A 14,474-nucleotide genomic window follows, 5' to 3' on the forward strand; every position below is an offset into this window, starting at 1 on the left:
AGCCGGTGGCCGTTCGTCTATGCGGGCTTCATCTCGATGCCGGAGCAAACCCCCGGATCAGGTCGAACCCGTACACCACTTCCCTGGACGCAACCTCGATCTATTCGTGTACTTGGCATTGCCGATGGCCTGTGTGATCGCGTTCTGGAGTTCCCGAAGCGTCCATCCTTTGCTCCTGATCGTCTCCATCGTGCAGACGCTTGCCCTATTCGTGCTGGCCTGGCAGTTCCTGCACTACGCGGAGCGCTAAGCGCCGTACCGAACCAAAGTGGTCCGGGAAAGGTATTCGGCGTCGGTACCCTGGAGCGCATGTCTACTGCCCCGGTTCGCGTTCGTTTCGCCCCGTCCCCGACCGGCATGTTCCATGTCGGTGGTGCACGGTCCGCTCTCTACAACTGGGCGGTGGCGCGACAGTCCGGCGGCAGGTTCGTCCTGCGGATCGAGGACACCGACGCGGCCCGGAACAAGCCGGAGTGGACCGAAGGCATCATCAGCGCGCTGGCGGCGATCGGCATCCATGGTGAGGACCCAGCCTTCGAGGGGCCGTACTTCCAGTCGCACAACGCCGATCGGCACCGGGAAGCGGCTCAGCAGGTCTTCGCGGCCGGCCGGGCGTACTACTGCGACTGCACCCGGGAGCAGCTGAAGGAGCGCACGGGGTCGGAGCACCTCGGGTACGACGGGTTCTGCCGGGACCGGGGGCTGGCCTTCGAGGAGGGGCGGGCGCTGCGGTTCCGGACGCCGGACGAGGGTGAGACCGTCGTGGTCGACCTGGTCCGCGGGGAGCCGGCGTTCCCGAACAGCGCGATCGAGGACTTCGTGATCGCCCGCGGCGACGGGTCCCCGGTCTTTCTGATCGCCAACGTCGTGGACGACCTGGATGAGGGAATCACGCAGGTCATCCGTGGTGAGGAGCACCTGTCGAACACGCCGAAGCAGCAGCTGCTGTGGGAGGCGCTCGGTGCCAAGCCGCCTGTGTGGGCTCATCTGCCGGTGATCGTGAACGAGAAGCGACAGAAGCTGTCGAAGCGCCGGGACAAGGTGGCGCTGGAGGACTACCTCGCCGAGGGCTTCCTGCCCGAGGCGATGGTGAACTACCTCATGCTCCTCGGCTGGGGGCCGGGCGACGACCAGGAGATCCGGCCGTACGAGGAGCTGGAGCAGCTCTTCCGGATCGAGGACGTGAACACCGCGCCGGCCTTCTTCGACGTGAAGAAGCTGACGGCGTTCAACGGCGAGTACATCCGCGCCCTGTCGCCGGAGCAGTTCGCCGCCGCCTGCGCGCCGTGGCTCGTCGCCCCGTACGCGCCGTGGCGGCCGGAGGCGTTCGACAAGGACGTCTTCGAGGCGGCGGCTTCCCTGGCCCAGACCCGGCTGGCGCTGCTTTCCGAGATCACCAGCTATGTGGACTTCCTGTTCCTCGACGAGCCGGTCGAGGACGAGGCGTCGTGGAACAAGGCGATGAAGGCGGGCGCCGACGACATCCTGTCGGACGCCCGCGCCGAGCTGGCCGACGTCGCGGACTGGAAGGCGGACGACCTGAAGGCCGTCCTGCTCGCCGTCGGCGAGAAGCACGGGCTGAAGCTGGGCAAGGCCCAGGCACCCATCCGGGTCGCGGTCACCGGCCGGACGATCGGACTCCCGCTGTTCGAGTCCATGGAGCTGCTCGGCCGGGACCGCGTGCTGGCCCGTCTGGACGCCGCCAGCAAGAAGCTGGCCGCGCAGGCTTAGCCGCTGGTCAGGCGACCCCCGCCAGGAGGTGGCCCCAGGCGTCGCCGAAATAGGTCAGGTCGAACCGGGCCAGGGCCTCGTACGCCGCCTTGGCCTCGGTGTGGCGTGTCGCCGCGCGCTCCCGGACCTGTGCCGGGAGGCGGCGGAGGTCCGGGGTCGGCTGGCGAGCCAGCGCGGCGAGGTCGCCCAGGCCGGCCACCGGGCGGATGAGGCAGGGCAGGCCGAGAAGTAATGCCTCGGCGGCGCAGCGGCTCCAGCCCTCCCGCATCCGCGGGAGGAAGACACCGACGTCACAGGCGCGCAGCAGACGCAGGTACCGCTCCCGCTCGACGTCGTAGTGCGCGCTGTCGAGGCCGATGGTGTTGCTGCCGCTGGTGATCACCCGCAGTCCGGGAACGCCGGCCAGGGCTGCCGAGACCTCCTCGGTTCCCTTCCAGTGCACGGCCTTGCCCGCGTAGACGCCGATCACGTCGGGCGGCAGGCCGAACTCGGCGCGGCACTCGGCCCGGTCGTAACCGCGTGCCTGCTCTACTTCGGCCATGTCGAAGGCGTTGTAGATCACCCGTACGTTGCGGACGCCGCGGGCGCGGAGCTGGTCGGCCCAGTACGGGGCGACGCACACCACGGCGGCGCACTGCGGCAGAACGCGGAACAGCCTCTCCCAGAGCATGGCCTCGATGGGGGCGGAGTCGTGTTGGAGCGGTTCGTAGTGGTGCAGGAGGAACACCGTGCGGGCGCGCATCTCGGGTGTGAACAGCAGCAGGCTCAGGTCGTCCCACACGAAGGTGCCGGTGGTGCCGTGCAGCGCCCCTATGGAAGGGGCCAGGCGGGCGAGGTGGCGGAGCTTGCGCCAGCGGCGGACCCGGTAGGTCCGCTTGTGGTCCGGGACGGTGCGCCATTCCACGTCGTCGGCCGTCACCTCGTGGAGCATCCGTAGGTAGACCCGGCCGCCGGTCCGGCCGACCGGCTCCATCGAGTAGACGACCCGTTTCACGGACGTACCTCCTGTATGTGGTGGACGTACTCGGCGTGCAGTCGCGCGTGCATCGTCTCCAGATGGGGGCCGAGGTCGCGGGCGGCGTCGGCGAGGGGGAGGTGGAAATCGCCCAGGGTCTGGAGGAACCGTCGGCGTCGGTTGAGGTTCGGGGACGCGGCGAGGTCGCGCAGGTTGTGCAGGCGGTCGGCGAGCCGGACGAGAAGATCCTCGGGCGGGAGCGCGGCCTGCTTCGCGCGCCAGCGGGTCTCGTCGCCGACGGACTTCTTCCGCTGTTCGAGGCGGTGGTCGGCCGTCATGGCACGCAGGCGGGCGGTGAACGAGCCGCCGAGGTGGTGGACGAGCAGTGCCTCCGACTCAGGGGACACCTCCAAAGCGTCATGGAGAAGGGCGAGGAGCAGTGTCTCGGGGCGGCGGACGCCGATCTCCGTTCGCAGGAGCCTGACGACGGCCAGCGGGTGCTCCAGGTATGGCGTGCCCTGGTCGCGGGTGTGGCCGTCGTACACCGTGAGCGCGAGGCCGGCGGCCACGCGGGCGCGGGGCTGCTCGTCCGGGCTCCACGCGGCGGCACCGAGCACGGTCAGGACGTGGTCGAGGTCGATGGGGTCCATCCGCCTCACCTCGTACGAAGGGACGCGGCACGGGGATCGGGGACGTGATCGGCGAGCAGCAGGGTGTCCCCGACGGCGAGGGCGTCAAGGCGTAGGTCCACCGCCGCAGCCACGGCTTGCTCAGCGGTCCGCAGGATCGGGGCGCCTTTGCGGTTGAAGGATGTGTTCAGCAGCAGCGGCAGTCCGGTGAGGTCGCGGAAATGCTCAAGGAGATCGCGCAGGCCCTGGTGGTCGGCGGCGACGGACTGGACGCGGGCGGTGCCGTCGTGGTGGGTGACCGCTGCGACTCGGTCGGCTCGGCACCGTCGGACTGTGGCGACGCGGTTCATGAAGGGGTCGCCCGCCGACATAAACCATTCCGTGGCGTGCTCGGCGAGGACGGCCGGCGCGAACGGGCGGTACGCGGCTCGCTTTTTGATCGCGTTGAGTCGGTCCCTCGTGGCGGCGTGACCGGGGTGAGCGAGGACCGAGCGATGGCCGAGGGCACGCGGCCCGAATTCGAGCTGTCCCTGCACCCAGCCGACGATGCGGTGCTCGGCGAGCAGTGCCGCCACTGTGGGTGCCAGTTCGGGCCCGAGGTGGGGAAAGGCGTGATAGGCGGGCGGCACTGTTGTCATTGGCAGCGCGCCTGGGTTGGGTCCCCACGCCGCGTCGGTGGGAACCGGCAGGCGTTCCTGCCCGAGCTGGTAGTGCCAGCCGTAGAGCGCGGCGCCCACGGCTGTGCCGGCGTCGTGCGGGGCCGGTGCGACGAAGAGGGTGTCAAAGCCGCTGTCGGCGGCCAGCTGGCCGTTGAGGTGGGAGTTCAGGGCGCATCCGCCCGAGAACACCAACGCTGAGGCCCGAGTGAGTCGTTGCAGGTGGCGGGCGATGTGGACGACCGATTCGGCGAAGACCTCCTGGACGGCGGCGGCCAGGTCGGCACGCTTGTGTTCCGGCTGTTCCGCGACGTTGTCGGCGGTCCACGCCCGTCCATCCAGGAGCAGCGGTGTGCTGCTGTCCGCGGAACCCCACGGGTGGTCGATGCGGACCTCGCCCTCGTCGCCGAGCCGGACCAGTTCGCGGATGTGTGTTCCGTAGCGCTGGGGATCGCCGAAGGCCGCGAGCGCCATCATGCTGCCTTCGGGCTCGTCGCCGGGTGGGATCACCCGCCGGGCGAGGTTCCGGTAAAAGTGCCCGAGGGAGGAGTGGACCCGCCGGGGCCCGACCGGGCCCGGCACGATGGCGGGCATGCCCTGGTGGAGGCGGTCGATGCGATCGGGCCACAGGTCGTACCCGGTGATGCGCTCCCGGCCGGGGCCGAAGTCGGAGCCCAGGGAGGAGCCGCCGGCGTCGATGACGAGACCTGCGGCGTGCTCGTGCCCGGAGAGCAGGTAGCCGGAGAGCACGTGGGCCGTGTGGTGTGAGAGGAGGCGGAGGTGTTCGCCGAGCGGCGCGGGCAGGAGGGCGGCGAGTTCCTCCCGCTCCTCGGCCAGCCACCAGCCGGCCGCGGGGTTGGGACGCATGGAGGCGGCCCAGACGGCGTCCACGTCCTCCGGTTCGAGGCCGGCGGCCTCCAGGCACCACTGGAGCGCGCGGGTCGGGGCGGTGAGCGTGCCCTTGCGGGTGGGGTGGTTGTGCTTGACGCCGCTCCAACGCTCCTCCTCGGCGGCGTAGATGCGGCCGTCTACGACTAACGCGGCGGCCGTGTCGTGGTGAAAGTTCAGTCCGAGGACTGCGGGCATGGTGGTGTACCTCCCGGTCAGACGGTGAGGGCGGGGACGAGTGCGGCGCCGGAGTCGGTGTACTCGTGGCAGCGCAGGCAGAACCGGAAGTGGTGCGCGCGCGGCGCGAACACCTTGGCCGCGAAGTCCTCGTCCCAGATGCTGAACTCGCTGTCGTCCTTCGCCATGGCGTTGAAGCAGCGGTAGCAGGACCCGTCCATCTCGATCATCAGGTGCTGGTCGAGGTAGCGGTCGCAGAGGCCGCGCAGCTCGTTCGCCGGCTGGCCCACGTCGACGTGGTGCACGTGGTTGGTGACATGAATGGCGCCGTACTTCTCACACAGCACCCCGAGCTGCGTGAGCCGGGTGGAACTGATGCCTTCCAGGACGCTGTTGACGACCACGGTCTTGCCGGCTTCGCGGAGGCGGGGCACGACGGCGTGCACCTCGTCGTAGTTCCCGTGTTCGTCGTCGCAGCCGATGAGTATCTGGTCGTAGGAGCGGAGGGTCGCGTCCATGATCGGCTGGTTGCGGGCCAGGGTGATGGCGTTCGTGCCCAGGACCATGACCTTGTCCGGCAGCCGCGTGCGGGCGGCGTCGCTGAGCGCCGGGAAGTCCCGGTGCACGGTGGGTTCGCCGCCGTTGATGTGCAGCTGCTGGAAAGGGATGGTCTCCAGCCGGGTCAGGATGGTGGAGAACAGTTCCAGGGGCATGTTCTCGCCCTGGGCGCCGTCGGCGAAGATGCAGAAGTCGCAGTGCCGGTTGCACTTCGTGGTGATCTTGACCTTGGCCGTTTTGAGGGTGCGGGGCACCGGCGCACGCGCGGTCATTGGCGAGACTCCTTGGGTTAGAGGTGGACGTCGTCGGGCGTGAGGCTGAGGAAGTCCTGGAGGGTGGTCTTCTGCTGGTGCCAGCGCGCGAGCGTTGTGCGCAGGGTGTCGGCGGTGGTCGGTCCGGTGGGGATCAACGCCGCCATCCGGGCGGCCAGCCGCTGGGCGGCAGTCGCCTCGTCTGCCGCGAGCGCGGTCAGCGTTTGTGCGGCGGAGCGGAGTTCTTTCGCCTCCCGCCGGATCAGGTACTCGGTCGCCACGCCGGGCGGCGGATCGAGGTAGTACACCCAGCGAGCGACGCGTACGCGGAGCATCCCCGCGGTCATCACCCAGTCGTTACGAGCGTGCTCCTGCCCCTGGCCGTCGGGGCGGTCCCCATCAGGAACGCGGCGCATGGCCGCCTCCAGGGCTACATGGGCCGCGCGGAGCAGGTGGCGCGGGCTCCGCGGTCGGACATCGGAGCGGTTCTCTGAGTGCCGGAGGAACAGCTCGGCGTATCCGTCCAGTCCCTCCGGCCGCCACTGGGTGAGGGCCGCCGTCTTTCCGGGGCAGCGCGTCCGTGTCGCGAGTGCGGCGGCAGCGAACCAGCACGGGGCGAGGTAGTGCCACGCCACGCAGTGGCGCCGGTACGCGGCGATGTCCTCAACCACGTTGTCCGTGCTGTCCGCAGCCAGCTGGTATCGACCGCCCATCCGGGCCTGGAGGATTCCCCGGTAGAACCGCTCATCGACCTCGCACCAGGGCGCCATCTGGGCCCGGGACTTCCAGCGCTGGAAGTCCCGCGCGCTGCCGCTGATCAGTGACCAGGTCGCGAGTTCGGGCGCACAGACGAGTCGCCCGTCCGCTTCAGTCACGGTGAACGCGAAGCCGGGCGGGTGCTCCACGAGACGCCGATGGAAGACTTCCCGGTCGACTGCGGCGGCGTGTGCAGCGGCCAGGCGGTGGTTCCACTCTTCCCAGTCGGCGGGGGCCTGGGGAAGGAGGACGCGTACGTCGATGTCGGAGTGCGGTGCCAGGAGGTCGGCCGGCTGCCACTTGTGAGTGAGCATCACGGCCCCGACGCCGTGAGCATTCAGCTCGCGTTCGTACAGAGCGCCGAGTTCCTGGTAGAGAGGCGGCGCGTCGACCACAACCATCACCGCTCCCCGGTGGAGGCGCGGGCGCAGGCGGGGCCAGCCGCTCCCGTGGGGAGGACGGGGAGCAGGGGCAGGACCGGAGTGCCTTCGGGGCGCTCCATCCGGTCCCAGCGCAGGTCGTAGTCGACGTAGTGGAAGCCCTGCCAGGCGTCGTTGGTGTTGCGGTCGAGCATGGCCTGGAAGAGGTGGGCGAAGGCGTTGCCGAGTGTGCCGTCGGCGAGGTGGGGCTTCAGGGGGATGTCGCGGTTGTGCAGGATGCAGGGTCGCGCCACTCCGGTGGGCGTGATCTTGACTCGGTTGGCGTCGGAGCATGTGGCGCAGCTGGAGTTGGAGATGAAGCCGATCGACCCTGCCCAGCCGTCGGGACGAAGGTACTGCCCGGGGCTGCGGACGCCCAGCTGGTCCCGGGGGACTTCGCCGGCGTTGGCGAACCACTCGTGGAGGCGGTCGCGGATCTCTGCCTCGGTGATGAACTCGGTGTCGAACAGCGCCTGGGCGGGACCGATGTTCTGGAGTTCGATCAGGCGGACGGCGACGGGCAGGTCGCGGGCGAGTTCGGCCACGGCGAAGGCGTCGTCCAGGTAGGTGCGCTGAAGAACGCAGTTGATCTTCACTCGCAGGCCGAGGGAGAGTGCGGCGTCGAGGGTGCTCCGGGTGGTGCGCGGGTCGCCGCCGCCCATGATCGCGGCGGACCGCGCCGGGTCGAGGCTGTGGAGGCTGAGGTTGAGGTAGGTCAGGCCGGCGTGGTGGAGCTGTTCGACGCTCAGCCCACGGCGCAAGTTGCCGTGGCTGGTCATGCCGATCGCGGCGTCAGGCCCGAGGCCGTCGGCGAGGCCCGTGATGACGTCGAGGATGTCGGCTCGGAGGGTCGGTTCACCGCCGGAGCAGTGTGCCTTCCTGATCTTCCAGGTCCCGGCCTCGGTGGCGATGGCCGCGTAGTCGGAGGCAGTCAGGGGCCGGTCCTTGTGCCCGTAGTCCGGCATGCACCGGGGCTTGCAGAACACGCAGTCCAGGTTGCACAGCGAGTTCAGGGTGAAGGCTAGGTAGGGGTGGTTGCGGCCCGCGGCGGCGAAGGCGGCGGCCAGGTCGTCGTGGTCTGCGGTGGGCATTGGTCAGCCTCCTACGAGCGGAGAGCGGGTGGCGGGCGCCTCGGCCAGGCCGTTGAGGGGCTGGCCCGAGAGGTAGCGGTGCAGGTTGTCGGCGAAGAACGCCACCGCCTCGTCCATGTACGCGCGGCAGAACACCGAGCTTTTCGGGGTGAGTACGACCCGGGGGTGAAGCCGTAGCGGATGGCGTGCAGGCAGCGGTTTCGGATCGAACACGTCCAGGGCCGCACCGCGCAGGTGGCCGGTGTCGAGGGAGGCCAGGAGGGCCGACTGGTCGACGGTTGCCGCGCGGCCGAGGTTGAGGAAGAGAGAGCGGGGCTTGCACGCCGAGAAGAGGTCGTGGTCGAAGTAGCGGTGCGTGGCAGGGGTCGCGGGCAGCAGATTGACCACGACGTCGGCGACGGACACTGCCTGTTGCACCGCCGTCGTGTGCACCCACGTGATCTCGCCCTCGGAAGCCGCAGGTGGTGTCCGGCGCACTCCGATGACGTTCATGCCGAAGGCCCATGCGGCCTGGGCGAGGTGGCGCCCGACGCTGCCGCAGCCGACGATGGTCATCGTCGCCCCCGCCAGGTCGAAGAACTCCTCGGCCAGGTCGTCCTTCCACCAGGCGCGGTTCCGCTGGACGCGCTGGCTGATGAAAAGCCCGCGGGAGAAGCCCAGGACCAGGCCCATTGCGTGCTCGGCCATGGGCCTGCCGTGGAAGCCGTACGAGCGGGTCAGGGCTACCCCTACGGAGTGCGCCTCGGCGACGGGCAGATGGTCGGTGCCGGCGGCCGGGGAAGCGATCCACTTCAGATGTGGCGCGGCGAACAGCCACGAGGGCGCGAATCGCCACCCGAAGTAGATGTGTGCGTCGGCCAGCTGGTGCGGCACGGCCTCCTCGGTCGCCCTGCGGAACTCGATGCCGGGGAAGGAGGCGGACAGCACACGCTCATGCTCGGAGGACAGCCGCCAGAAGGAGTGCGGGGACTCCAGGCTGATCAGCACCACCGGCTGGTTCATCGCGCGCGGCCCTCCGCGGTGGCTGACCGCGCCAGCGCCCAAGGGGCGATGCGGTCCATGACGGAACCGACGCTGGCCTCGTAGTCGTGGCGGGAGCGCACCAGGGCCGCCCCGGCGCTCCGGAGCCGATCGCGTTCTCGAGGTAGGACGGTCAGGGCCCGGTGCAGGGCGGATGCCAGGGACCTGGGGTCCTGCGGTGCGGCCGTGAAGCCGGTCTCGCCGTCGATGACGGTCTGGGCCAGGCCGCCGGCCGTGGTCGCGACCACCGGGCCCGCACCGGCTGCGAACGCCTCCAGCGGTATCCGGCCGAAGGGCTCCTCGCGAGAGGGAACGATGACCGCGCGCAGGGCCGGGCTGTGCAGCCAGGCACGGATCGCGGGGGTGAAGCGAGTGATCAGAGTCGCGTCCAGATCGTGCGCGCGGATGTGTGCCGCCAGGTCCTGCTGGTACGAGGAGGGGTGCTTGTGTTCCTCCGAGGTCACGGCAGCCAGCAGCAGGTGAGGAACGGGGACACCGCGTTCCTTCAGCAGGCGCAACGCCTCCAGGAGATCTTCGAAGCCTTTCGTCGGGACTGCGCGGCCCATGGCGAGAAGGAATCCGGCGCGGGCCTTGAAAGGCAGCGGCAGAGCCGTGGTCGGCCTGACCATCTCCTCACGGATCAGTCCGTTTGGGATGCTCACGATGCTCGACCGAGGGACGGCGTAGTTGACGACGAGGTGGCCTCGCATGTGGGAGGAGATGGCCCCGACGCGCGCACCTCGGAGTGTCGCCGCCCGCAGGGCGTCCCGCTCCCAGCGGACGCGGGAGACGTCCTTGGGCCGCGTCAGCGCGGTCGTGGAGCGGGGCACGAGCAGCAGGTCCGTGGTCGGCGACGTGTAGGGCGCGAGCCCGAGGAACGGGATGTCGAGGCCGACGAGGAGGCACCGGCTCGCCCGCGCGGCGATGCGCATGGCCGCCTCGCCCGCCAGGTCGCACAGCTGAACCGAGCCGCGGACCGAGTCCGGCGGCGCGTTGACCTTCGGGATCGTGAAGACCTCGGCTGCGGCCTGTCGCAGCATCTGCCGCACCTCGCCGGCCCACCGCTGATCGTGCGCTCCCGCGGCCTCGGGCACGTGCGGGGTGATCACTGAGAGGCGGCCTGCCGGCAGGAGCCGGGCCAGTGCCGTGAGGAAGGCGCGGTTGCTGAAGCCGGTGCCCGACTCCGCGCCGTAGAAGCCCTCGTGGAGAGCGACGACGACCCTGGGCTGGCGAGCGGCCTCCGGCACAGCCGTGAGTGAGGGTGGGGAAGTCGCATGGTCGATGCGCACTGTGTGGTGCCTCCTTTGGAGGACGGGTTTGGGCAGGCGTGGACATCAGGCGCCGGCGGACGAAGAGCCCGGCCTGTGGGTGAGTCGGCACCAGGCACGAGAGCCGCTGGTGCCAGTCGTCAGCGACCAGGCATCGGCCAAGGCATCGACGAGGACCAGTCCCCGTCCTGATTCGGCCTGCTCGTCAGGAGCGGTAGGAGAAGCAGGCGCGGGTCGGGAACAGCCGCCGTCGGTGACGGTGATCTCGGCCTCCAGGCCGCCACTGGCCAGAGTCCTGCGGTCGACGCACAGAACCAACGGCGGACTGCCTGAGACGAAGGCGTTCGTCGCGAGCTCCGATCCGATCAGGCGGGCATCGGCAAGTACGTCCGTCTCCGTGCCGCGCAGCGCCAGCGTCACGGCGTCCCGGGCGACCTCGGCCGCTTCCGGTCCGTACGGCAGATCCGTGATCAGGGTGGTCGTGCCGTCGCCAGCGACAAGCCCGTGTCCGGGGGCGGAGGTTGGTCGTCCGGCGTCACGGGCCAGCACACCGCCCGGTCGGCCTGGGGAGGTGCTCGTGTGCTGTCTCAAGGCCCACCTCTTTCTCCGTCGGCTCGGAAGACGGGCGCCTCCGCCGGGATCCAAGAACACAGGAGAGGGACGGTCAGACAGGACCCGATCAGTGGGTCAACTCGGTCAACTTCCATGCGACGGTGGTGAATCGTCCGTCCAGGGGCATCACCATGGGGCCCGCGAAGTGATGGACGAACCACTGGAGCGAAGGGTGGTTGCACGTGGCACCGCAGACAGGCGAGCTCAATGTCGTACTGGCGGGGTGCCTCGACGAACTCGGGTGGAGCCCGAAGGCGCTCGCTCGCAAGCTCAACCGAGTGTTCGGCGCGGGGACGGTGGCCGAGTCGGCGCCGTACCACTGGCGGGACGCCGGCTCCCTGCCGCGCTCGCCGTTGCCGATGATGGCCGCCTACGTGCTCTCCCAGGAGCTGGGTAGGAATGTCTCGGTGGCCGAACTGTGGCAGGGCCGTGTGGGCGACTCGTCAGCGCTGGTCCCCGCGGACACGGATCTCGCGCGACCTTGGACCGCGCAGGGCATGGAGGCGATCGTGGAGGACTGGGTGATGGGAGGGCTTGTCGACCGTCGCCGGTTCCTCGCGATCTCGGGCGCGGGACTCCTCGCGATCGTCGCCCAGTACCTCGACGGCACCGCGGGACGCGGTCAGTACACGCCTCGAATGACGTCATCGCTCGGCACCGATCCGCTCGTGGACCAGGTCGAGCAGCACCTTCCCATGCTCCAGTTGCTCGACGACGAGCACGGAGGGGCACGTCATCTGCCCTACGTCGGAGCACAGTTCCGGGCTGTTGGGCTGCTGATTCGCGAAGGCGGCCACTCTCCGGCTGTCGCGAGCCGTCTGATCCGCGCGCTCGCGGAGATCGGCCAGCTGGCCGGCTGGATGGCCTTCGACGCGGCCGACCACGGACTGGCGCAGCGCTACTTCGTCACGGCGCTCCGGGCCGCGCATCAGGTAAACGATCTCCCCCTGTGCGCCCACATCCTGGGCGACCTCTCCTTCCAGGCGGCGAGTCGAGGACACCCCGCGGACGCCATCGCCCTCGGAGAGGCCGCCCGCCGTGCGAGTGACGCCGCCCCGCTGGCCGTCCGGGCGTCCGTCCTGTCCCGGCTCGCCTACGCGTACGCCGCCGCCGGTCGTGACAACGACTTCGCCCACACTCGTGGCGCTGCCCGCGAACTGATCGCAAGCCGGGACGGGTGCCAAGAAGAGCCCCGCTGGATGTACTTCCTCACCGACAACCACCTGGACTGTCAGGCCGGTTACGGCCTCATCCAGATGGGTCGTGCACAGCAGAAGGCGGAGAGCGGGAAGAAGAGCCGCCGCTTCCTCGCCCAGGGGACCGAGATGCTCAGGTCCGGGGCGTACGACGTCCCGCGCGGCGACCCAAGCCAGCGCCGAGCCATGTTCGAGGGAGCCTGGCTGGCCCTGGGCCACAGCGCGCACGGCGACCTGGAGGCAGCCTGCGAGATCGGCCGAATCGCCGCCGACCGCCTCGATGCCGTCCGCTCGCCTCGCAGCGCGGCGCTGCTCCACCAACTTGCCGCCGACCTGCGCCGCCGACAGCGCAACCCTCACGTGCGCGGCTTCCTGCCAGCCCTGGAGAACGCCCTCGCCCAACACGCCCCATCGACGCAACCCGGCCGTTAGGGTCAGGTTCATGACCGCAGGGGAGCGCGTTGTCGTTGTCGGGGCTGGGGTGGCTGGGCTCACCACGGCCGTCGTTCTCGCCGAGGCCGGGGCTTCGGTGCACGTGATCGCCGAGCAGGTGCCGGGGGGCACGTCGCTGGCGGCCGGGGCGATGTGGGGGCCTTACCTGGTCGAACCGAAGGACAAGGTCGACCAGTGGGGACAACGGTCCCTGGAGATCTTCCGGGAACTGGCCCAGGACCCGGCGACGGGCGTCCGGCTCACCAGTGGCATCGAAGCGTCCCGCACGGCCGAGGCCGCGCCGGACTGGGCCACCACTTTGCCTGGCTTCCGACCGTGCGAGCGGGCCGAACTACCGGCCGGGTTCACGGCGGGCTACCGGTTCACCGTGCCACTGATCGACATGCCCACCTACCTCGACTACCTCCTGCGCCGGCTCCGCGACGCCGGGGGTGTGGTCGAGCGGCGACGGCTGACCTCGTTCTCGGAGGCCGGTCCGGCTTCGGCGATCATCAACTGCGCGGGCCTTGGCGCACGCGACCTGGTTCCGGACCCTGACCTCCGGCCCATCCGCGGCCAGCATGTCGTCGTCACCAACCCCGGGCTGACCGAGTTCTTCTCCGAGGACACCGGCCTCTCCCCGGACCTCCTGTGCTTCTACCCCCACGGCGACACCGTCGTCCTGGGCGGCACAGCGATCGACGGCGAGGGCGATCTGGCCCCCGACGACAAGGCGGCTGCCGGCATCCTCGCCCGCTGTTCCGAGGTCGAGCCCCGCCTCGCCGAGGCCCGTGTCCTGGAGCACCGGGTCGGCGCTCGACCGACCCGCGCCACGGTCCGTGTGGAGGAAGAGGTGGGGGAGGACGGCACCGTGGTTGTGCACAACTATGGGCACGGAGGTGCTGGAGTCACGCTGTCGTGGGGGTGCGCCAAGGAGGCTCGGGCGTTGCTCTCCGTCAAGTGATCTGCACGTGGAAGGACAGACGTTGCGACGTCCGCAGCGCGGGATCGCTTAGGGAGTCCCGGCACGCTTGTAGCCGTCCCGCAACCGGCCGCCGGCCTGCCCGAGCACCTCGTCCACGACGGCCACGAGAGGCTCGACTCTCCCGCTCAGTACTTCCTGTAGGCCGTGGTGGAGGCGTGTGTTGAGTCCTGGCGCGGTCGTCTCAAGACGGCGTGCCAGCCACTTCCCACCGCCACCCCACGAACCGCCAACGGCCAGTGCCAGCTCACCGGTGCGTCGGACCAGTTCGGTCGCGATGAAGAGAAGCTCGCTCTGGTCGTGGCTTCTCGCGAGGTCGTCCAGGAGGTCGCTGATCGCGTAGCGGCGGTCGTCGATCTCTTCCGACGACACCGGGGGTGGTCCGGCGGCAGTCAGCTTCCGGGCCTGTGCGGCGAGGCGGGCTCCGAGTCCATCGGTGTCGAAGAGCAGCAGCCCGTCGGCACACATCCACAGCAGCGGTGACCGGCGCTTGCGCAGCTCCCGTTCGACATAGGCGTGCCACGTCGCCTCGGTGTGCACGAACATCTCCACTGGCCAGCCGGCGTACTGGAGGCTCGCCCGGTAGGGGGCTGGGGCTCCGTGGAGCAGGACCACGACGTCGAGGTCCGACGTGGCCGTTCGGCGGCCCGTCACGACGCTGCCGCCCAGGAACGCGGCGCGCGCATCGGGGTGCTGTTCGTCTACGACGGCGCGTGCGGCCTCGATCGCATCCATGCGGCAACTATCACCACTGCCCCCACCGGCCGCACGCCGTTTTCCATGGCTGGACCGCGAGGTCTTGCGCTCTGCGCCTCAGTTCGTGTCCTTCGTCATCCAATCGAGGCGTTTGACA

At 69.8% G+C, this 14,474-nt stretch carries 13 protein-coding genes and 1 pseudogene; 4 read left to right on the forward strand and 10 right to left on the reverse strand.

Translation table 11 applies throughout. The features are described 5' to 3' along the window. Window positions 1-250, forward strand: a pseudogene (locus tag ABZ719_RS12990) (hypothetical protein); the annotation flags it as partial. 107 nt (window positions 251-357) lie between these two features. After that, window positions 358-1,731: a glutamate--tRNA ligase gene (gene gltX / locus ABZ719_RS12995; protein WP_366725372.1), complete on the forward strand. Its 1,374-nt coding sequence runs from the start codon at window positions 358-360 to the stop codon at window positions 1,729-1,731. Between the two features lie 7 nt (window positions 1,732-1,738). Here gltX and ABZ719_RS13000 read toward each other — a convergent pair whose 3' ends face one another. Genes ABZ719_RS13000 through ABZ719_RS13040 form a run of 9 tightly spaced genes read right to left on the reverse strand, consistent with a single transcriptional unit; the run spans window position 1,739 to window position 10,990 of the window. Next, the gene (locus ABZ719_RS13000; protein ID WP_366725258.1) at window positions 1,739-2,725 is read right to left on the reverse strand and encodes a glycosyltransferase; all 987 of its coding nucleotides are present in this window, start codon (window positions 2,723-2,725) and stop codon (window positions 1,739-1,741) included. Beyond that, window positions 2,722-3,336, reverse strand: a complete 615-nt coding sequence (locus ABZ719_RS13005) for an HD domain-containing protein (protein WP_366725259.1) — start codon at window positions 3,334-3,336, stop codon at window positions 2,722-2,724. Before ABZ719_RS13005 ends, ABZ719_RS13000 begins: the two co-directional genes overlap by 4 nt. A 5-nt stretch (window positions 3,337-3,341) precedes the next feature. Next, on the reverse strand, window positions 3,342-5,057 hold the full coding sequence (locus ABZ719_RS13010) for a carbamoyltransferase C-terminal domain-containing protein (protein WP_366725260.1): 1,716 nt from the start codon (window positions 5,055-5,057) through the stop codon (window positions 3,342-3,344). A 17-nt stretch (window positions 5,058-5,074) separates the two neighbouring features. Then, window positions 5,075-5,866 (reverse strand): radical SAM protein, encoded by a 792-nt coding sequence (locus tag ABZ719_RS13015; protein ID WP_366725261.1) that lies wholly within the window; start codon window positions 5,864-5,866, stop codon window positions 5,075-5,077. Window positions 5,867-5,883: 17 nt separating this feature from the next. Further along, on the reverse strand, window positions 5,884-7,002 hold the full coding sequence (locus ABZ719_RS13020; protein ID WP_366725262.1) for a hypothetical protein: 1,119 nt from the start codon (window positions 7,000-7,002) through the stop codon (window positions 5,884-5,886). Next, window positions 7,002-8,111 carry a radical SAM protein gene (locus tag ABZ719_RS13025; protein WP_366725263.1) on the reverse strand — a complete coding sequence of 370 codons (1,110 nt, stop codon included), beginning with the start codon at window positions 8,109-8,111 and terminating at the stop codon, window positions 7,002-7,004. Before ABZ719_RS13025 ends, ABZ719_RS13020 begins: the two co-directional genes overlap by 1 nt. Before the next feature lie 3 nt (window positions 8,112-8,114). Continuing rightward, window positions 8,115-9,113, reverse strand: coding sequence for a D-2-hydroxyacid dehydrogenase (locus tag ABZ719_RS13030; RefSeq protein ID WP_366725264.1), 999 nt, complete (start codon window positions 9,111-9,113; stop codon window positions 8,115-8,117). Continuing rightward, window positions 9,110-10,420: a glycosyltransferase family 4 protein gene (locus ABZ719_RS13035; protein WP_366725265.1), complete on the reverse strand. Its 1,311-nt coding sequence runs from the start codon at window positions 10,418-10,420 to the stop codon at window positions 9,110-9,112. Before ABZ719_RS13035 ends, ABZ719_RS13030 begins: the two co-directional genes overlap by 4 nt. Window positions 10,421-10,465: 45 nt before the next feature. Then, entirely contained in the window at window positions 10,466-10,990 is a 525-nt protein-coding gene (locus ABZ719_RS13040; protein WP_366725266.1) for an ATP-binding protein, read from the reverse strand. Between the two features lie 203 nt (window positions 10,991-11,193). Between ABZ719_RS13040 and ABZ719_RS13045 the strand changes: the two genes are divergently transcribed. Both ABZ719_RS13045 and ABZ719_RS13050 read left to right on the forward strand, forming a co-directional pair. After that, window positions 11,194-12,639 (forward strand): carph-isopro domain-containing protein, encoded by a 1,446-nt coding sequence (locus tag ABZ719_RS13045; protein ID WP_366725267.1) that lies wholly within the window; start codon window positions 11,194-11,196, stop codon window positions 12,637-12,639. Window positions 12,640-12,649: 10 nt separating this feature from the next. Continuing rightward, window positions 12,650-13,603 carry an FAD-dependent oxidoreductase gene (locus ABZ719_RS13050; RefSeq protein WP_366725268.1) on the forward strand — a complete coding sequence of 318 codons (954 nt, stop codon included), beginning with the start codon at window positions 12,650-12,652 and terminating at the stop codon, window positions 13,601-13,603. 48 nt (window positions 13,604-13,651) lie between these two features. On the opposite strand, the gene ABZ719_RS13055 is transcribed toward ABZ719_RS13050, so the two are convergent. Further along, window positions 13,652-14,356, reverse strand: a complete 705-nt coding sequence (locus tag ABZ719_RS13055) for a nucleotidyltransferase domain-containing protein (RefSeq protein WP_366725269.1) — start codon at window positions 14,354-14,356, stop codon at window positions 13,652-13,654. Between the last annotated feature and the right edge of the window lie 118 nt (window positions 14,357-14,474).

Origin of the sequence: Streptomyces sp. NPDC006743, from assembly GCF_040703815.1 — a bacterium.
GTDB lineage: Bacteria > Actinomycetota > Actinomycetes > Streptomycetales > Streptomycetaceae > Streptomyces.